The organism is Providencia sp. PROV197 (genome assembly GCF_028479625.1).
In the GTDB taxonomy this organism is placed as follows: domain Bacteria; phylum Pseudomonadota; class Gammaproteobacteria; order Enterobacterales; family Enterobacteriaceae; genus Providencia; species Providencia vermicola.
The window spans coordinates 15,020-33,978 of record NZ_JAMPNZ010000021.1 but is presented as its reverse complement, the minus strand read 5'-3'; the positions used below and the strand labels follow the sequence as shown (position 1 = coordinate 33,978).

At 39.5% G+C, this 18,959-nt stretch carries 21 protein-coding genes; 14 read left to right on the top strand and 7 right to left on the bottom strand.

The features are described from left to right. Window positions 1-12: 12 nt before the first annotated feature. Window positions 13-573, bottom strand: a complete 561-nt coding sequence (locus PR808_RS12325; RefSeq protein WP_272539388.1) for a CoA pyrophosphatase — start codon at window positions 571-573, stop codon at window positions 13-15. Next, a complete protein-coding gene (pabB, locus tag PR808_RS12320; RefSeq protein WP_206086204.1) occupies window positions 557-1,936 on the bottom strand; it encodes an aminodeoxychorismate synthase component 1 in 1,380 nt (459 codons plus the stop codon). The genes PR808_RS12325 and pabB overlap by 17 nt, the downstream gene beginning before the upstream one ends. A 124-nt stretch (window positions 1,937-2,060) precedes the next feature. On the opposite strand from pabB, the gene PR808_RS12315 reads away from it, so the two are divergent. Together PR808_RS12315 and yebF are read left to right on the top strand one after the other, a co-directional pair. Continuing rightward, window positions 2,061-2,240: a YoaH family protein gene (locus PR808_RS12315; protein WP_206086177.1), complete on the top strand. Its 180-nt coding sequence runs from the start codon at window positions 2,061-2,063 to the stop codon at window positions 2,238-2,240. Between the two features lie 192 nt (window positions 2,241-2,432). Continuing rightward, entirely contained in the window at window positions 2,433-2,798 is a 366-nt protein-coding gene (gene yebF, locus PR808_RS12310) for a protein YebF (RefSeq protein ID WP_272539387.1), read from the top strand. 76 nt (window positions 2,799-2,874) lie between these two features. On the opposite strand, the gene PR808_RS12305 is transcribed toward yebF, so the two are convergent. Continuing rightward, entirely contained in the window at window positions 2,875-3,105 is a 231-nt protein-coding gene (locus tag PR808_RS12305) for a DNA polymerase III subunit theta (RefSeq protein WP_206086175.1), read from the bottom strand. Between the two features lie 292 nt (window positions 3,106-3,397). Between PR808_RS12305 and ftnA the strand changes: the two genes are divergently transcribed. The 4 genes from ftnA to PR808_RS12285 all read left to right on the top strand — a co-directional run bounded on the left by ftnA (window position 3,398) and on the right by PR808_RS12285 (window position 5,833). After that, window positions 3,398-3,901, top strand: coding sequence for a non-heme ferritin (gene ftnA / locus PR808_RS12300; protein ID WP_206086174.1), 504 nt, complete (start codon window positions 3,398-3,400; stop codon window positions 3,899-3,901). A 234-nt stretch (window positions 3,902-4,135) separates the two neighbouring features. Then, window positions 4,136-4,522 carry a copper homeostasis periplasmic binding protein CopC gene (copC, locus tag PR808_RS12295; protein WP_272539386.1) on the top strand — a complete coding sequence of 129 codons (387 nt, stop codon included), beginning with the start codon at window positions 4,136-4,138 and terminating at the stop codon, window positions 4,520-4,522. Between the two features lies 1 nt (window position 4,523). Beyond that, window positions 4,524-5,420: a copper homeostasis membrane protein CopD gene (gene copD / locus PR808_RS12290; protein WP_206086172.1), complete on the top strand. Its 897-nt coding sequence runs from the start codon at window positions 4,524-4,526 to the stop codon at window positions 5,418-5,420. A 65-nt stretch (window positions 5,421-5,485) separates the two neighbouring features. Beyond that, window positions 5,486-5,833, top strand: coding sequence for a DUF2511 domain-containing protein (locus tag PR808_RS12285; RefSeq protein WP_206086171.1), 348 nt, complete (start codon window positions 5,486-5,488; stop codon window positions 5,831-5,833). 423 nt (window positions 5,834-6,256) lie between these two features. Here the strand turns inward: PR808_RS12285 and PR808_RS12280 are convergent, their stop codons facing one another. The 3 genes from PR808_RS12280 to yebS all read right to left on the bottom strand — a co-directional run bounded on the left by PR808_RS12280 (window position 6,257) and on the right by yebS (window position 10,178). Next, a complete protein-coding gene (locus PR808_RS12280) occupies window positions 6,257-6,490 on the bottom strand; it encodes a DUF1480 family protein (protein WP_206086170.1) in 234 nt (77 codons plus the stop codon). 147 nt (window positions 6,491-6,637) lie between these two features. Beyond that, window positions 6,638-8,977: a PqiB family protein gene (locus tag PR808_RS12275; protein WP_206086169.1), complete on the bottom strand. Its 2,340-nt coding sequence runs from the start codon at window positions 8,975-8,977 to the stop codon at window positions 6,638-6,640. Next, window positions 8,952-10,178 carry a membrane integrity lipid transport subunit YebS gene (gene yebS, locus PR808_RS12270; RefSeq protein WP_272539385.1) on the bottom strand — a complete coding sequence of 409 codons (1,227 nt, stop codon included), beginning with the start codon at window positions 10,176-10,178 and terminating at the stop codon, window positions 8,952-8,954. Before yebS ends, PR808_RS12275 begins: the two co-directional genes overlap by 26 nt. Before the next feature lie 133 nt (window positions 10,179-10,311). Between yebS and PR808_RS12265 the strand changes: the two genes are divergently transcribed. The 7 genes from PR808_RS12265 (at window position 10,312) to PR808_RS12235 (ending at window position 16,931) form a co-directional block, all read left to right on the top strand. Then, window positions 10,312-10,794, top strand: coding sequence for a GAF domain-containing protein (locus tag PR808_RS12265; protein WP_206086167.1), 483 nt, complete (start codon window positions 10,312-10,314; stop codon window positions 10,792-10,794). A 110-nt stretch (window positions 10,795-10,904) separates the two neighbouring features. Next, window positions 10,905-11,594, top strand: a complete 690-nt coding sequence (proQ, locus tag PR808_RS12260) for an RNA chaperone ProQ (RefSeq protein ID WP_206086166.1) — start codon at window positions 10,905-10,907, stop codon at window positions 11,592-11,594. A 19-nt stretch (window positions 11,595-11,613) separates the two neighbouring features. Continuing rightward, complete coding sequence (gene prc, locus PR808_RS12255) at window positions 11,614-13,656, top strand: carboxy terminal-processing peptidase (protein ID WP_272539384.1); 2,043 nt, start codon at window positions 11,614-11,616, stop codon at window positions 13,654-13,656. Between the two features lie 245 nt (window positions 13,657-13,901). Continuing rightward, window positions 13,902-14,651 carry a cell envelope biogenesis protein TolA gene (locus tag PR808_RS12250; RefSeq protein ID WP_272539383.1) on the top strand — a complete coding sequence of 250 codons (750 nt, stop codon included), beginning with the start codon at window positions 13,902-13,904 and terminating at the stop codon, window positions 14,649-14,651. Window positions 14,652-15,071: 420 nt separating this feature from the next. Beyond that, window positions 15,072-15,953: a protease HtpX gene (gene htpX, locus PR808_RS12245; protein WP_206086163.1), complete on the top strand. Its 882-nt coding sequence runs from the start codon at window positions 15,072-15,074 to the stop codon at window positions 15,951-15,953. Window positions 15,954-16,174: 221 nt separating this feature from the next. Then, window positions 16,175-16,483: a DUF7677 family protein gene (locus PR808_RS12240; protein WP_206086162.1), complete on the top strand. Its 309-nt coding sequence runs from the start codon at window positions 16,175-16,177 to the stop codon at window positions 16,481-16,483. Window positions 16,484-16,652: 169 nt separating this feature from the next. Next, entirely contained in the window at window positions 16,653-16,931 is a 279-nt protein-coding gene (locus PR808_RS12235; RefSeq protein WP_206086161.1) for a hypothetical protein, read from the top strand. 173 nt (window positions 16,932-17,104) lie between these two features. Here the strand turns inward: PR808_RS12235 and PR808_RS12230 are convergent, their stop codons facing one another. Beyond that, complete coding sequence (locus PR808_RS12230) at window positions 17,105-17,326, bottom strand: DUF2594 family protein (protein ID WP_206086160.1); 222 nt, start codon at window positions 17,324-17,326, stop codon at window positions 17,105-17,107. A 382-nt stretch (window positions 17,327-17,708) separates the two neighbouring features. On the opposite strand from PR808_RS12230, the gene PR808_RS12225 reads away from it, so the two are divergent. Next, window positions 17,709-18,908 (top strand): sugar transporter, encoded by a 1,200-nt coding sequence (locus PR808_RS12225; protein ID WP_206086159.1) that lies wholly within the window; start codon window positions 17,709-17,711, stop codon window positions 18,906-18,908. Window positions 18,909-18,959: the final 51 nt, after the last annotated feature.

The following is an 18,959-nucleotide window of genomic DNA, read 5'->3' as shown; positions in this document are numbered from 1 at the left end:
ATATTGCAAGAGTTAATCTAGTTGCAATGCTAATTGATGAAGAATGGATGCAGTTAAACCCCAAACGAGATGGCCGTTATACCAATAGAAAAAAATTCGATTTTCACGGCCTGAGCGTTTGATATCCACATATTTATGTTGTCGCAATGACAGTGCATCAAAAAGTGGAACTTCAAAGATAGAGGCGACTTCACTAGGGTTTGCTTGATATTGAATATTGGCAGGCAGCAAGCCAACAATGGGGGTGACCTCATAACCACCATAACTTTGCAACGGTGCTAATTGCCCCAGTACCTTCACTTTTTCCGGTGGGATGGCGACTTCTTCAAAAGTTTCGCGCAGCGCAGTATGAATTAATGAGCCATCTTCGGGATCTTTTGCGCCACCTGGAAAGGCTACTTCCCCTGCATGAGAACGTAAAAATGGTGAGCGCTGGGTCAGTAGCAGGGTTGGATTAGGTTTATTAATAATAGGTAATAAAACCGCAGCCGACTTACCCGTCTGGCGCTGTGCCTGACGGGTTGTCGGTAAAGTAAACTGAAAACGGTTGATAAAGTTATTCAGCTCGGTCATCCGAATTTAACGCTCCTAATAGAGGTAGAATAAGGCTCAATTTATCAAAAGTTTCTTGATATTCTTTGTCAGCTTGGCTGTCTGCCACAATACCACCGCCTGCCCAGCAGTAAATCTGCTTTTTATAGGTTAGTAAGGTTCGGATAGTGATATTGGTGTCCATATTGCCACAGAAACTAATATAGCCTATTGCGCCACAATATCCATGCCGTCGATGAGGTTCTAATTCTTCAATAATTTCCATTGCTCGAATTTTTGGTGCGCCTGTAATGGAACCGCCAGGAAAACAAGCTTGTAGTAAGTCGGTGGCTCGATATGGATTATCTAATCTTGCCGTAATTGTGCTCACGAGATGATGAACGGCAGGGAAGGGTTCAACCATAAACAATTCAGGCACTTTAACGGTACCTGGTTTCGCTACGCGTCCGATATCATTACGTAATAAATCAACAATCATTAAGTTCTCAGCGCGATCTTTAGGTGAGTTAGCCAGCTTTTGCGCTTGAGCCAAGTCGTCTTGTTCATCGTCTAAACGCGGAAGTGTGCCTTTAATCGGGCGGGTTTGGATATCGCCATCTTTCAATAAAATAAAGCGCTCAGGGGAAATGCTAATGACGGCATTTTCTGGTAGACGTATAAAGGAAGAGAATGGGGCGCCATTCGTTTCAAGCAAGGCTAGGAAAGCGTTCCATTCATCTCCTTTATATTTTGCTTTAAATCGCTGTGCTAAATTGATTTGATAACAATCACCACTACGCAAATATTCATGAATGCGAGCAATATTTTGCTGATACTCATCCTCGGTCATATTGGATTGCCAGGGGGTATTGAGCTTAAATTTATTTTTGCGGGGTGCTTTTTGGTTTTGCAACCAAGTTAGGCGAGCTTCAGCATCTTGATGACTAATTAATGTGACGGTTTTATCTTGGTGATCAACAATCAGCGCCCATAAATAGATGCCGACTGCCATATCGGGAAATGTTAATTCAGTTTTCGCGATTTCTGGGATTTTTTCAATACGGCGGCCAAGGTCGTAGCTCCAGATACCCAATGCCCCGCCATTAAATGGCAATGTATTATCCAATATTTGGTTTGCATGGTGCTTATCAAGTTGCGTTTGAAGCAAGGCGAATGGCGATGCTCCAGAAATAATAGGTTCTTGATTCTGTTCGGTAATTGTTGTTTGTGTTTGATAGGTTGTGAGTGTTGCTATTGGATCAGCGACAATAATATCAAAACGATTGTGTGAGTGTTTCGCATTGCCCGAGTGCAATAGCATCGCCCAAGGTTGGTGAGCGAGTGGCGTAAAATAATCGATTGCCGCTGTTGGGCTATATGGTAACTGAATTTTATTAATAATCATGGTGATAAGTTTATTTTTTCGCAAGTGACTCTAACCAGACTAACAGATATTCTTATCTTAATAATCGAAGAGATGTTAAAATCTTAAAGATTAATTTTAGTCTTTTATGAATGAGGTTTAAACCATGTTATCAGGGATCCCTGCACTTAATCATGAAGAACAGCAAGAAGCGGTGGAAAAAATTCACCAATTAATGGCTGATGGTATGAGTAGTGGAGAAGCAATCGCACTCGTTGCACAAGAAATTCGTGAGAAACATCAAGGTAAAGAGCAAGTGCATGTACGTTTTGATGATGAAAATTAATAATAAGTAAACATACTATTAACATCCATACATGAATCTGATAGATTAATATTAGTTAAGTCATTCTGTTTATTAATGTCGTTAGAAAATAATTCACAGACAACGCGCAAATTTAATACCTTCTTATAGGCTTAAATGAGCAGCTAAACTAATCAAAAATATTCACCTAATAATTAGGTGTCGGAGGAGAGTATGGAAGCGAATAAAAAAATAGCGATTGCTTTAGGAACGTGCGCTCTTGTTTTTAGTTCATTTGCGTTAAGTGTTAATAAGGAAGAAGGTAAGGCTGCACCATTTGTGAGCTGTGGCGCACTAACAGAGTCACAAATTGCGGCTCAGGTTAAAAGTGATTTTATGCATAATCGTCTACCACGCTGGACGGAAGAAAAAGCCGCACTAGGTAAAAAAGCCGTTGCTTGGGTTAATGATAATGAAGTAACTAAAACAGATACAGGCTACACAGTTCCCTTAGTGGTAAGAGGGGCAAAATCTGATCTCCATTATTCTGTTTCAGTGGATTGCCAAAATAATACAGTGACTTATAACACATCCAACTAATTTGGTTTTATTCAATTTCAAATATTTGCAATTGAATATCTGATAATGAAAAAGAGGGAGATACCCCTCTTTTTTCTTAACGATTTCTGGGTTCGTATGGTAACCGCGAGAAATTTTGTGATAATTGGCGGTAATAGACCAGCCTTTCTCTAAAATATTCCCTTAAATGCTCGGGTTGTTCCCGCTCCACAGCGTCGGCAAGAATGGCAATATTATAGCGTTCTTTGAATGCAACGCCTGATGCCAATAAGTCAACGTTAACCTTATCCATTTCATCTTTGGGCAATAAAGCAAGATTATGGCTCATTTTAATTCTCTATCACTTAATGGGATTTAGGAATATTGTAGCGATTAAATGAGAAGAAGTCTCAATTCTTATCGAAAAGAACGTGAAAATATAATCAAACTAATATAGTTTTATATTTAAGTAATGACTTTAAAAACAGAGAAAGATAATGAGATTGATTATTATTGTTTTTAGCAAAAGTTATTAATAATCAGTAAATTGGATTTTTTTGTTTTAAGAATGTTTTAGGGTTTTAATTATTGTAATACTGTGCATAATAGCCTCAGGAATATTTAAACATTAAGGTAAAAATATGTTAACTACTGATATGGTCAAAAAATTAAACGAACAATTAAACCTTGAGTTTTACTCTGCAAATCTTTATTTGCAAATGAGCGCTTGGTGTAGTGATAAAGGCTACGAAGGCGCAGCTGCTTTTTTAAAGGCACATTCTCAAGAAGAAATGGAACATATGCAGCGTTTGTTTGATTACCTTAGCGATACTGGCGCACTGCCATTATTAGGTCAAATTGCGGCACCACCTGTTGATTTTAAATCTATTTCTGATGTGTTCAATCAAACTTATGAACACGAACAATTAATTACTCGTGAAATTAATAAGTTAGCGCACCTAGCAATGACTACACAAGATTATTCAACATTTAACTTCCTGCAATGGTATGTCGCAGAACAGCACGAAGAAGAGAAATTATTTAAATCGGTGCTGGATAAACTGGATATGGTGGGTGAGTCTGGTAAAGCACTATTCTTATTGGATAAAGATTTGAAAAATATGTCAGCAGCTACACATATCTAATTTTGTGTTACAAATAGGTTATGGCTAAAATTTAATCTATCTGATGTATAAAGACCTTAGTAGGCTTATGGATAAAAGTGATTAATTTCAATGTTCATAAGCCTTTTTCTTTTCATTTTGTGTGAATACTCACAGGATGGACGCTTAAATCCCGTTTTTAAGCGGCACAAACTGTTTTTTTCCGTATAATGATTGGCAATTATTCTAAATTTACCTGCAAATTAAGAGGTTACTATGCCAATTACCCATATTAAATCTTCATGGCGCAAATTAAGTGCAATCGCTGTCTTATTTTTAGGGATGTCTTTCCAACAAGCTTTTGCCCACGCACATTTAAAAGACCAACTTCCAGCAGAAGGTGCCGCAATTGAGCAAACGCCTGAATCAATCACGTTAAATTTCTCTGAAGGTATTGAAGCTAACTTTACGAAAGTGTCTATCATCGGACCTGAAAAAAATATCGTTAAAACAGGAAAAGCGACATTAGACCCAAGTAATGACACCAAAGTCATCGTGCCTGTTGAAGGCAAACTGACTTCAGGGAAATACGATGTTAACTGGAGTGTTGTTTCAGTTGATGGCCACAAAACCAAAGGGACTTATAGCTTTACAGTGAAATAATATGTCACTGGACGCGTTTTATACCTTAATCCGTTTTATTCATTTTATTGCTGCAATATTGATGTGTGGAATGTCAATATTTGCAGCGTTGCTGAGTTGTGGGCAATTTAGTTATCTCATTAGCCGTTATTTGAATAAAGGGATCAACTTTTGTGCGGTCGTTACTGTTGTAACCATTTGGGGCTGGATGTTAGCACAAGCGGGGTTAATGGGGGATGGCTGGGAGGATGCAACAGATTGGGATATCTGGCAGGGCGTGCTGGGGACATCATTCGGTCAAATTTGGCGCTGGGAATTATTATTATCTGTAATTTTGTTGGTAGTTTTATTTATTAAGTCTATTAAGTTACGATTACACCTTGTTTTACTTCTTTCTATTCTTACTCTTGGCTTACATGCCTTCGTTGGGCATGCCGCGATGCAAGATGGTATCGTTGGCGGGCTTCATCGCTTTAATCAATTTATTCATCTTATTAGTTCAGCCTATTGGTTTGGTGGCTTATGGCCATTTTTAATCTGTATTCAATTTTTGCGGAATAAACGTGAACTTGTGGCTGGAATGGATGCGCAAATTATTAAGACAATGAAGCGATTCTCCTGTTATGGGCACGTTGCGGTTGTTTTAGTGGTTATCACTGGCGTCATAAGTGCGATAAGCATTTTGCCGCAATGGCCAATGGAGTATTCAGGCTCTGAATATCAATCACTACTTTGGTTTAAGATTATATTGGTCGTGGGAATGATAATGCTTGCATCTATTAACCGTTATTACATCGTGCCAAGGATCAAGCAAAAAGGGCAAGTTAATTATTTGATCATTAATAGCTGGGTCGAATTATTGTTAGGGACAATGGCGATTTTAGCAGTAGCCATTTTTGCCACGTATCAACCCGTGTAGCAAAACCATTTTATTTATTTGATAATAGCGAATTATTATCGCACTCGTTTAACAAGGTCATCTCAATGAAATCTAAACTCATTATTTGCTTCTTATTAGTTGGTGGAACAATTAGTACTGCTGTTGCTGCTCCCTTAACATCAGTTAGTAAAAAACAATTTGGTGATGATTGGCCCTTTACACGTGAAGAGGTGATGTTGGAATGTCGCACTAATGGTGCGCTGGTGGTGATCAATCCAGCCACATTAATGCAATATCCATTAAATGATATCGCTGCAACACAAATGAATAATAAAGAAATTAAAGGCCAACCAATCGATGTATTGCTCAAGCCGATTGAGACTACAAAAAGTGTTGAAGAACGTGTTTTACCGTTAAAGGAAGCTGCTGCGAAATTATGTGGTAGTAAGTAGGTATATTTAAGTTGTTTTTATCATTGAAAAGAGTGGGAAGCTAAAATAGTTGCTTATTGAAATTTATCTTATATATCAATGAAGTAATTGATTGAAAGGTTTTATTGATTAATTACATAGGCATAACCTATTAAACAAATTGTTCAATATTAGAATATTAAACAATAAATTGTGTTAATAATATGTAAAATAATTGATAATTAATGTGGTAAGAACGTACATTGAAAGCTAGTATTAAGGTGTACTTTGTTACGTCTCAATGGCAATTTTAGCGCACGGCTCTGCCAGAGCCATTTCCCAAGGCCCGGTAATCGGAATCTACCAGGCCTCTTTTTTTGCCTATTGGTTTGCTTTCCCACATATTGACCCATCAATAATAAGCCAATCATCTTTGGATTAATCGCCTTATTGCCCAATAAGCGACTAAGCAACCTTCATAACCCAATGATGATTTTCTTTGTCATAACGGTGGCGATATAACAGCACGGGTTTTTCATCAATCGTTGCTGGAATACTCGTGTGTTCATCCCAACCGTCTAATTGCATACAAAAATCCGTATCAGAATCACAAGGGATACTCACTGTATCGCTTTTATGGGTCTCCATAACGGCATCATTGATTTCATAGGAAGATATTTTCAATTTAACTATACACATAATCACACCTCACTGATTGATTTTAGCTGTATAAATTCAGCCCAACGAGATTAAGCATAGTATAAATGGAATCTATTTCCAAAATATTTTTTTAATCCTTAAAAAGGAAAAGGTGCATTGTTGGGGGAACAAGCACCTTTGTAGTCGTTATTTTTTTGGAATGGAGGTTCCCCATTCCAAATAATCGCTTGGTGGCTCTAATTTTAGAATGAAGTGCTGTTCAGGCTTAGCGTTAGGGGAGAGTGGCACTGTTGGTGGGGTTGCAAACACAATGCCTCCTCGAACAAATTGTTTAAATGTTCCACTTTTGACGACACCTCCCGTTAAACCAAAGGAAAGATTAAAGCCAGAAGATAGCCAAAATTGGGTATTGTCACGAACCAAATATTGGTATTCTTTACCAATACGAGTCGCAACATAAACACGATCGGAAAGCTCTCCCAAATATAATCCCGTCACAACGCCGACTTCTAAGCCCCTAAAGAGAATTGGCGTACCCACTTGGACTGAGCCTACATCAGTGGCATCAAGATAGACGGTTAAGCCATCAAGATAGCGTGAATCAGTAATATTGGCGGCTTGTAATTCAAATTGGTAACGATTTTTATTACTTCGGCCTGGCTCTGCACTAATATAAGGTTGAAGTAAACTGTCTAAATTATTTAAGCCAGCAGGTGACAGTTCTGGTGTGACAACAGCAAAGCGGCTACCTAATTTGGTAAATGTACTCACGTAATCAGGGTAGAGGATTGCCTTTGCTTGAACTTCGCGTTTATCTGCAGAGAGTTTTAAGGACTCAATCTGGCCGATATTAATCCCTAAATAGCGAATTGGCATCCCTTCAGAAAGTTTAGATGCGTCAAAAGTCGTTAATGTGACAACGCTACCAATGGCTTTTGCGGAGGTCTCATTGGGATATAATGTATGTTGACGGGCTTTATTTACGGTGGAGCTATCAACGTTATCAAAGCTAATTGCTCCGCTAATTGCACGGCTGAGAGGCGCTGCTTGGACGGTTAATCCATTGCTGTTAAGTTCGACTTTCGCACCACCTTCAGCCCAAAAGATACTGTTCTCGGTAAGTAGATGGCGGTATTCACTGGAAATATTGACATCGATGGCAAACCCTAACTTTGTTGGTTTAATGGCAATAATTTTCCCAACAGCAAATTGACGGTAAAGCACAACTGAGCCTGTTTGGATATCGGGTAAAGTGGTCGCGTTAAGTGTAATAGTTGTGGGTGGTGAAACTCCCAGAATACCCGCTTTGGCATTTTCGTCACTGCGATAGAGAGGGAAAGTATCAGGGAGTTTTTCTTGGCTGTTTCCGACAATTAAATGAAGCCCGCCTTCGAGCCATTCTTGCGGCGTAGCGCCTTGAAATTGCAATCCATTTAGCCCCAATTGAACATCAACACGGCTATTGGCGACAAACTTACTGTCTGCTCTTACTAGGTGGCGATATTCATCATAAATTGCAATATTAAAGTCAACTTTATCAGCACTTAAGTGACGCTGTAACACTTCGCCAATTTGAATACCTCGGTAAACAACGGGCTGCCCTTGATTGACGCCAAAAGTGTCATGAGCCCATAAGGTTAAATTCAGTGGTGATTTTGCGTTTTGCTTCGCTGCATTTGCCACCTCAGCATTACTTTGTAAGACAAACGATTGACCTTCTTCAGCTTGTGGACTGCCTTCTGGAGAGTCAAATGCAATGGCACCATTAATGACTGCAGAAAGACTTTCCATTTTGACACTTGCGCCAGACTTTAGGTCAAAATGGCCTTGCAAGCCTGAAACATTCCAAAATTGACTGTCTTTGCGCACTAAATTGGCATAGCGTTTTTGCACGATAGCGGAGATGGATACACCTTGGTTATCTGGCAAAACGGTATAATCTGAAATATGACCAACAGGCACTTTGCGGTAATAAATAGGCGAGTTTTCATTTAATGAACCTAAATCGGGAGCTGAAAGGTGGATGAGCAGCTCGCCTTGGTCAATATTTTGCTGAGGGGGCGTGTCTTGTGCGACAAAAGAAAATTGCTCAGATCCCGTACTTGGTAGCATACCAATATAGTTCCCACCAACAAGGGCATCGAGCCCTGAGACACCTGCAAGGGACGCTTTTGGGGTGACTAGCCAAAATTTAGTACCTGAATTCAAGGCTGAGCGCATATCTTTGTTTATACTGGCCGTGACAATGATGTTTTTCATATCTTTGCTAATTGCCACAGATTGCACTAAACCCACTTCAACACCTTGGTAACGAATAGGGGTACGATTCGCGACGACACCAGGAGCCGAGGTGAATTCAATGGTAATATCTGTGCCGCGCTCAACCCACTGTTGAAATAATAACCATCCAGCGATAAAGATGGCGACTAAGGGGAGCAGCCAAAAAGGCGAAATATGCACACGTCGGCGTTGTATCGCTTCTGCAACATCATCAGAAGGCTCATTTTGCGGGTTTTGTTTTTCCATAAGAATCCCAAATTAAACGGCTGTCTAACCATTCAACGGCTAAAATCGTTAGAATCACGGCGGTGCCAAAATAGAGAGCGGCAGGCCCCATAGTAAAGGACATTAATTGTTCTCGGTTAACGAGCGTCATCATCAGTGCGATGACAAATAAATCTAACATTGACCAACGGCCAATCCATGAAACAAACTTCAGGAGCTTCATGCGTAAGACAGGGTCAGTTTTGCTATTAAAATGAATCGAAAATAGCAACAAAATCATAATAATAATTTTAATAAACGGGACTAAGATACTGGCAATGAAAACAATAATTGCAATTGGCCAGTTACCCGAATCGATTAGCGAAACGACACCTGAGTAAATGGTATCCTCGAGTCGTTGACCATTTAAATAAAAAATGGAAATCGGCATTAGGTTAGCAGGAAACAATAACACCATGGCAGCAATCAGTGCGGCCCACGTTTTTTGTAAGCTATGAGGATCCCGATATTGCACCAAACAATGGCAGCGCTGGCACCTACCGTGTTTATTGGGTGGGCCTGTGTAATGGCAGGCTGTACAGGTCATTGCGTCGGCTTGCGAGTCTTTTTCTTCGATGGGATAAACGTTTTTCCATAGCAGGTCAAGGTTCATGTGGATGAGGATCAGCAAGCTCAAAATAGACATTGTGATAAAGGCAATCAGCCCGTGGCCGATAAATACACTAGCATAATCTTGCATTTTGATCGCAGCGATACCCAGTGCAATTAAGTAAACATCAAGCATGACCCATTCTTTTATATGGCTCAAGACCAATAAAATAGGCCTGAGGTTTAAGCCGATTTTTCGACCAACCTGTAATGATAAAACTAAAATGGGAAGTAGCAAAGGAGCGGCAATTGCACAAAAAGCCACTATACTGGCAGTAATGGGGTCACCTTGCTGGTTAATTAAGCGAATTCCTTCTATAACATTGGCATTGATTTGGCTGCCCAATAGATGAATTGATATTAGTGGTTGCCAAAATGCAATGGGTGCAAGCATTAGCAGCGTGATGGCAAGGATAGACAGTCGATTTAATGACCATGAACGGCCGTCATTGAGTTGAGAGGCGCATCGTGGGCAAATAATAACCTGCCGCGGGCTAAATGGCGGCGTATGAATTTTTTGATTGCAGTGACGACAACGTTGCAAAATCAAGTCAGTATGATTAATGTGATTCATATTTGCTCATTTTAGGGTTTCGCCTAGATGTAATCTAGTGTAAAAAAATTTACCTCAAAGTGACAACTTGGTAACCTTAGCATTACTCTTGCATATGTGTATTTTAATTACTTGATTATTACTAGAAATAATTATGGATAAAAAGAAGTATTATCTCGAACTTTCAGATAATCTCTCTGCATTATTGGCGGGAGAATATGATTTAATTGCGACCTTGGCAAATACCAGTGCGTTATTATATGAACGTTTAGATGGTGTGAACTGGGCTGGCTTTTACTTGAGCAATGGGCAAGAGCTTGTTTTAGGCCCATTCCAAGGAAAAGTCGCATGTGTTCGAATTCCATTTGGTAAAGGGGTCTGTGGTACGGCATTTAGTGAAAACCAAGTTCAGCGTGTTGAAGATGTTCATGCTTTTCCTGGTCATATCGCTTGTGACGCGGCAAGTAATGCTGAAATTGTCTTTCCGCTGGTAGTAAATGGACAAAATATCGGGGTTTTAGATATTGACAGCCCAAATATTAGCCAATTCGACCAAGAAGATGAAAAAGGGTTACAACACCTTGTAAACCAGTTGTGTCAGCATCTGGCAATGTGTTCTATGCCAAAATATTACTAAATATTGGGCTGTAAAATTAATAGTAACGTGGCAATTGTCAGCAACACGATTATAATGTCGGCTTGTTCATGCCCGTGAGGTTGGCAAAATCGTTGTTATCAGGAAATTTCATGGAAAATCAACCTAAGTTGAATAGTAGTAAAGAAGTTATCGCATTTTTAGCAGAGCGTTTTCCACGCTGTTTTATCGCTGAAGGCGAAGCACGTCCGTTAAAAGTCGGAATTTTTCAAGATATCGTAGGGTGCTTGACGGAAGAAGATGGTATTAGCAAAACGCAATTGCGTTCAGCATTACGCATGTATACTTCTAGCTGGCGCTACCTTTACGGTGTTAAAGAAGGCGCAAAGCGCGTTGACCTAAATGGCGAAGATTGTGGTGAGCTAGATGCAGAGCACATCGCTCATGCTCGCCAACAATTAACTGAGGCGAAAGCACGCGTTCAAGCACAACGTGCTGAACAAAAAGCGCAAAAACGTCCTGTAGCGAAAAAAGCGGGTGAAAAACCAGCACGTAATCCAGAAGCTACTAAAGACAAAGCACCACGTCGTCGCCCATCAGACAATAAAGAACGTCCGCAAAATACATCAGAAAAAACACCCCGTCGTAACAATCCAGCTCCTGAACAAAACCTGAAGTCAGTCACTGATATCAATGCACTTAAAATAGGCCAAACCTTGAAAGTGAAAGTTGGTAGCAGCTTGATGGACGCTTCTGTTCTGGAAATTGCGAAAGACGGTGTGAGAGTTCAATTGCCTACTGGACTGGCAATGATTGTACGCGCGGAACATTTAAAGTTCTGATACGGAGGTCAATCAGGTCATGAACAAACTTCTTAAAGTTGCACTTGTCGTTAGTCTGGCGACTTTCGGCAGTGCAATTGCTAATACACAAGCAGTGGCTCCTGTCACTGCTGCTCAGTTACCTGTCTTAAAACAGAGCGCACAGCATGGCACCGTCAGTGAAAGAGTAACCTCACGGTTTACACGTTCACATTACCGCCAATTTGATTTAGACAATGCGTTTTCTGGGAAAATATTTGACCGTTATCTCAATATGTTAGATTTCGGTCACAATGTTTTACTTCAATCCGATGTTGACCAATATGCCAAAGATAAAGGAAAAGTGGGGCAATGGCTTGAAGATGGCAAATTAGATGCGTTTTATGACCTGTATAACCTGTCTCAGGAAAGACGTTTCGAACGTTTTAAATATGCATTAGCACGTTTAGAACAACCAATTGATTTAAATGCGACAGATTCGATTGAAGTTGACCGTTCAAAATCACCTTGGCCTAAAGACAAGCAAGAGCTTGACCGTCTTTGGGATCAAAAAGTACGTTATGATTGGTTAAACCTAAAGCTTTCAGGCAAAGATGACAAAGAAATCAAAGAGAAACTCACTAAGCGTTATAATTTTGCGTTACGCCGTTTAACTCAAGCGCAAAGTGAAGATGTTTTTCAATTGATAGTGAACTCATTTGCGCGTGAAATCGATCCGCACACCAGTTATCTTTCGCCTCGTAATACTGAGCAATTTAATTCTGAAATGAGCTTATCATTAGAAGGAATTGGTGCCGTTTTACAGCAAGATGACGAAAACACGGTTATCAACTCACTGGTTGCAGGCGGCCCTGCAGCTAAAAGTAAAGAGTTGAAAGTTGGTGATAAAATCATCGGCGTTGGTCAAACAGGTAAACCGATTGTCGATGTTGTTGGTTGGCGTCTTGATGATGTTGTTGCATTGATCAAAGGGCCAAAAGGAAGTCAGGTTCGTTTGGAAGTCGTTTCTGATACTAAAGGGGCGAAGCCACATATCGTTACTATAGTGAGGGAGCAGATCCGACTGGAGGATCGTGCAGTAAAACTGACGATTAAACAGCAAGGTAAAGATAAAGTTGCTGTTCTGGATATTCCTGGTTTTTACGTGGGCTTAACCAATGATGTAAAAACCCAACTGCAAAACATGGCGAAAGATAATGTTTCTGCACTAATTATTGACCTTCGTGGTAATGGTGGTGGAGCATTAACCGAAGCGGTTTCATTATCGGGTTTATTTATTCCAAAAGGGCCAATTGTTCAAGTACGCGATAACAATGGCCAAGTGCGCCAAGATGTTGATGACGATGATGTCATCTATTATAAAGGTCCTTTGGTTGTTTTAGTTGATCGGTTTAGTGCATCAGCGTCTGAAATTTTTGCAGCTGCGATGCAGGATTATGGTCGTGCTTTAATTGTGGGCGAACCAACTTTTGGTAAAGGTACTGTTCAGCAACACCGTAGCTTAAGCCGTGTTTATGACCAAATGCTAAAACCTGAATGGCCATCATTAGGTTCTGTTCAATATACTATTCAAAAATTTTATCGTGTTAATGGTGGTAGTACGCAACGTGAGGGCGTTACCCCTGATGTTGTGATGCCAACGGGGCAAGATCCTGCTGAAACGGGGGAAAGCTTTGAAGATAATGCGCTGCCATGGGATAGCATTCCTGCTGCGAACTATAGCAAAGTAGGGGATATTTCACCTGATTTATCAGCCATTAAAACTAAGCACCTCGATAGAATTAGTCAGGATCGTGAATTCAATTATATCGATGAAGATATCGCTCGCTATAAAGTAAGTAAAGAAAGTAAGAATCTGATTTCATTGAATTATGCAGAGCGTAAGAAAGAAGATGATGAAATTGAGGCGACGAAACTAAAACGAATAAATGAGCGTAATACGAAAGAAGGTAAGCCATTACTGAAGAAATTGGAAGACCTACCAAAAGATTACGAAGCGCCAGACCCATACTTGGACGAAACAGTGAAGATGGCGGTTGATTTGTCAAAACAAAACACCAAAATGCTATCAGGTAATCAGTAGTTCGAAATACATTCAAAACCTATCCAACCTGCAGTCAAACCTAATCGGTTTGTCAGCAGTCTGAAGCCAGCGTAAGCTGGCTTTTTTTATACTAAAATTGATAATCTCAGACTTATCATTATTCATTTTACGTCACAACGAAAATATTTTTGAAGTTAACTTAATGCTCTAACGATAGAATTCTTTACCTTTGCTTAATTTATCCTAAACTTTTGTTGTAGCTCTTTTAAACATGAGGCAATACCATGCGTAAATTACTTTTAGGATTAATGGCTGTTAGTGTCATGATGGTTTCTGTGGTCAATACCGCGAATGCAAGAAATTACCCTTGCTCGGGCAGTAAAGGCGGGATAGATCGCTGCGAAGATGGTAAGTTTATTTGTAATGATGGTTCAACAAGTCGCTCAGAGCAAGTGTGTACCATTGAATTAAAAAACGACATTAACAGCAAGGCGGGTATTGCTGGTGGTGTAATTGGGGCAGGAGTCGCAAAACAATCCAGCAAACCTTCTGTGTCTGATTCAATCAAATCAACAGGGGATAAAACAAGCAAAACAGCCAGTGAAAAAGCAACAAAAGCTTCGGATAAAGCCACTGATGTAGCGAAAACGGTGAAAGAGAAAGCCTCAAAAACGGCTGACAAAGAGGTGGTGAAGGAAACAAAAGAAAAAGCCTCCAAGGCGGTTGATAAAGAGTCTGCAAAAGTGGTGAAAGAAAAAGCATCAAAAGTAGCCGATAAAGACGTAGTGAAAGAGACAAAAGAAAAAGCGTCAAAAGCGACAGATAAAAAAGATGCAGTAAAAGAAACAAAAGAAAAAGCAAGTAAAGCTGCGGATAAAGAAAAATCAAAAGTAGTAAAAGAAAAAGCGACTAAGGCTACTGATAAAGAGCCTGCTAAGGCTGCTAAAGAAAAAGCAACCAAAGCCGCGGATAAAGAATCCGCTAAAGCAGCAAAAGAAAAAGCGGCAAAAGTTGCTAAAGAGAAAGCGAATTAAGGCACGAGTTTTTTTGCTGTTAACCTATCATTATATTGTGATAATAATGCCACGCTGCGTGGCATTATTTTTTCGTAAGCGAAACCTTAACTATTGTTTATCAGGCTAAGAAATTCATCAAAAGAGCCGATAAATACATTATTAAGATTCATATCCCTCAAAAATTAGCTTCCTCGATTCAACTAAAAATAAGTTTAAATTGAAATGGCTATGAATTGACCCTTTTAAAACAAATAGTTAAAATTTGAACTCTTAATAAACAGAGAGGTAGGTAGAGCGCTTGCCCTTTTTTTAGTCTCGCTGTGTAAAGTTATGTTATTTTTTACTGTTTTCGTGTTAATTGACTTGAAATAGTGTGAAAAAACCTTATTTATAAAGTAAATTCTACGTGATCTTAGTTTTTACCAAGGAATACAAAAAATGATGAGAATTGCTTTATTCTTGCTCACAAACTTAGCGGTTATGTTTGTGTTTGGAATAATATTGAGTTTAACAGGCATTCGCGGAAGTAGCGTTCAAGGCTTGTTGATTATGGCGGGCTTATTTGGTTTTGGTGGCGCTTTTATTTCATTGCTGATGTCTAAGTGGATGGCTCTGAAATCGGTAGGTGGTGAAGTTATTGAAAACCCACGTAACCAAACTGAACAGTGGTTAATGACAACGGTTCAGCGCCAAGCCCAGCAAGTGGGGATTCAAATGCCACAAGTGGCTATTTACCATGCGCCAGATATCAATGCTTTTGCAACAGGGGCACGTCGTGATGCTTCATTGGTTGCAGTGAGCACAGGGCTACTTGAAAACATGAGTCGCGACGAAGCGGAAGCGGTTATTGCCCATGAAATCAGTCATATCGCCAATGGTGATATGGTGACAATGACCTTGTTACAAGGTGTTGTGAATACTTTCGTTATTTTTATATCCCGTATCATTGCTCAATTAGCTGCAGGTTTTATGTCAAACAATGATAACGAAAGTGAAAGTAGCAACGGTAATCCAATGGTCTATTTTGCGGTTTCTATGGTACTGGAAATTGTATTCGGTATTTTAGCAAGCATTATCACCATGTGGTTCTCTCGTTATCGCGAATTCCACGCTGATGCTGGCTCTGCAAAATTAGTGGGACGTGAAAAAATGATTGCGGCACTGCAAAGACTGAAAACCAGTTATGAGCCGCAAGAAGAAGGGCGTTTGATGGCATTTTGTATTAATGGTCGTGGTAAAGCATTCAGTGAATTATTCCTGTCTCACCCTCCGTTAGATAAACGAATTGAAGCACTTCGCTCAGGCGAATATTTAAAATAGTATGGAAAGCCACTTCAAATGAAGTGGCTTGAGGTTGTTGACAAAGCAGGATAAAAGCGTGGTTTTCCTGCTTTGTGTTATCAGCCAAAAATTAATGAATTGATTTTTCTCGTTTATTTTCAAAACCAATCCAACCTGCAGCCAAATCTAATCGGTTTGTCAGCAGTTTGAAGCCACTTCAAATGAAGTGGCTTTTTTATATAATATTCATAGGGACAGTTATGAAACTTTCACACAGTGTCAGTGGTGCGTTGAGAACGTTCGCCTATTTTATGACTAGTGGTAGCCACTATATGTTAAATGGTGTTGATTATGTTGAATTGTGTGTAGATGAACCGAGTTTAGTTGAACAAGTGTATGCTATTTTAATCAATACATTGGAGCTTGATGAAAAGGGTGATGTAATTAATTTCAAACACGCGCAAAAGCGTGCGACAGACTATATTCGTTGGTATGTAGACCATTCATATGTTATTGACCCGCCATATGAGGATTGGGAGACTGAGTTGCATTGTATGCCAACAAATTAGAATATAAACGCCTAAAACATCGCTCCAAACTGACTCGATATTTATTCTTAATTACGTAAAAATAGGCATTTATTTTCTAAGAGTCTTCAATATATTCCCGATAATAAGCTATATTAACTCTAGTTATAGGGTAATCTTACCTATGTTCAATTTCATATGGGAGTTAAGCATGGACATACTGGTTAAAACAATACTTTTTGGTAATTCATTTCAAACGGCATCTAACCCTGCACGGCTTGTCCCCATTAAATTTGAAATTTATAAAGCAGATCAAGGGTTTTACCATCGGATATATAAAGAGGTGGGGATGTCTGGTGCAAACCTTGGACAGGTATTTCGAGTTTGGGCTTTTGAAGAGCAAAAAAGTTGGGGTAAGCAAACGGAGAATACAACATTAGAGGAATATGCTAATTATTGTAATGACTTATATACACAAGCAGGGCAATAATTGAGGAAAAAAAGCCCCCTTCATAGGGTTTTGAAGGGGGAGCTAAATGAATAAAGAATGGTTTAATTCGTCAATAAAGATAGATGATTTTGATAACAAAAACTTAGTTATTTGTGCAGTTAATCCATTCTTGAATACGTTTATGCTTTAAATCGCATTTATCGCTAAATAATCTATTGGCGATAACCTGTTTTAATTTGTTCTAAGATGTTTGTATAGGTTTCAGCCTGTTTTTCGTCTTCCATTTGAGCAACTTCGCGCTGCATTTTGATCAAAATCTTACCTGCATCTGCTTGGCCAATTGCTTTAAGCATATGTGTAACCAAATTTTTTAGGCATGTCACTTCATCTGCAAGTGCATGGACATCTGGTTCGGTAGGAAAATGCGTTTTCATTAAGTCGATCCTTTAAGATAAAAAGTAATTTGATGGATTGTAGCATAGAAAAAATAATATGTGCTTTCAGATAAATAAGATGTATGTAATCGAAGATAAAACACTCAAATAATGATGTGTTTGTTTGATTTTGCCTAGTTAGGTTTTTAAGAAGGGCTAATTGCAGGAATATGTATTTTAAATTGATTACCAATACTGATAGCAAGCTTTAAAATAGCTAAATAGTTGTGATACAATTCACAAAAATACGGTGGTTTTGAGCAATAAAACACCGTTTAATCGTTCAGTTTAGTTCTAAACATATATTTCCCATGTGCCATCATCATAAGTCGGTAACCGATTTGTGTAATTAGCTTATGGAAAACTGAAGGCAAAATAAATAATGACACAAGTATCAAGAAGAACCGCTTGGATCCGTGTTTTAGCGCTGGCGGTTGCTGCATTTGTTTTTAATACAACGGAGTTTGTCCCTGTTGCATTATTAAGTGACATTGCAGCGAGTTTTGGCATGACGGTGGCGCATACAGGGCTGATGATCACCATTTATGCATGGGTAGTGGCACTCATGTCATTACCGTTAATGTTATTAACCAGTAAAATAGAACGGCGTAAGCTACTGGGATTCTTGTTTGTTATTTTTATTATCAGTCATCTTGTTTCAGGTTTTGCGTGGAACTTTGATGTTTTGATCGTGGGGCGCATTGGCGTTGCTTTGTCTCATGCTGTGTTTTGGTCGATTACGGCATCTTTAGCTATTCGTGTAGCTCCTGCGGGCAAAAAAGCGCAGGCATTAGGCTTATTAGCGACAGGCACTGCGTTAGCGACGGTTTTAGGCTTACCAATCGGCCGTGTTATCGGGCAGTTTTTAGGCTGGCGAGTGACATTTTTGTGTATCGGGGTCGTGGCATTATTTACGATGATTGCACTTATTCGTTTCTTACCTCGCTTGCCAAGTGAACATTCAGGTTCTTTGAAAAGCCTTCCAGTTTTATTCAAGCGACCTGCATTAGTCGGAATGTTCGCGCTCACGGTATTAGTGGTGACTGCACACTTCGCTGCTTACAGTTATATTGAGCCATTTGTTCGCGATGTAGCCCATCAGAGCCAAAATTTTGCCACTGTCTTGCTGCTGATTTTTGGTGCTGCGGGTATTATTGGTAGCGTCATCTTTAGCCGTTATAGCACAAAACTTTCATTAATATTCTTACCTTCAGCAATAGCCTTAATGACGCTATGTCTGTTGTTGCTGTTGCCTATGGGAGGCAATGTCTGGTCACTCATTATATTGTCCGTGTTCTGGGGAATTGCGATGATGTGTATTAGCTTAGGTATGCAGGTTAAAGTGATTGATTTAGCACCAGATGCAACAGACTTAGCGATGGCTATCTTCTCTGGAATTTTTAACATCGGTATCGGTGGTGGGGCGTTACTGGGTAATCAAGTGATTGTACATATGGGGATGACTCAAATTGGTTATGTGGGGGCTATAATTGGTGTCATGTCGCTTATTTGGTGCCTCTATTTGTTTAAACGTTATAGCCAAACATTAACGGATAAGCTGGCACCTGCTGAACAACATTAACACTCTCAACAATAGACAGTTAAATAAGCTCTGTATTACCTTTATTGGATA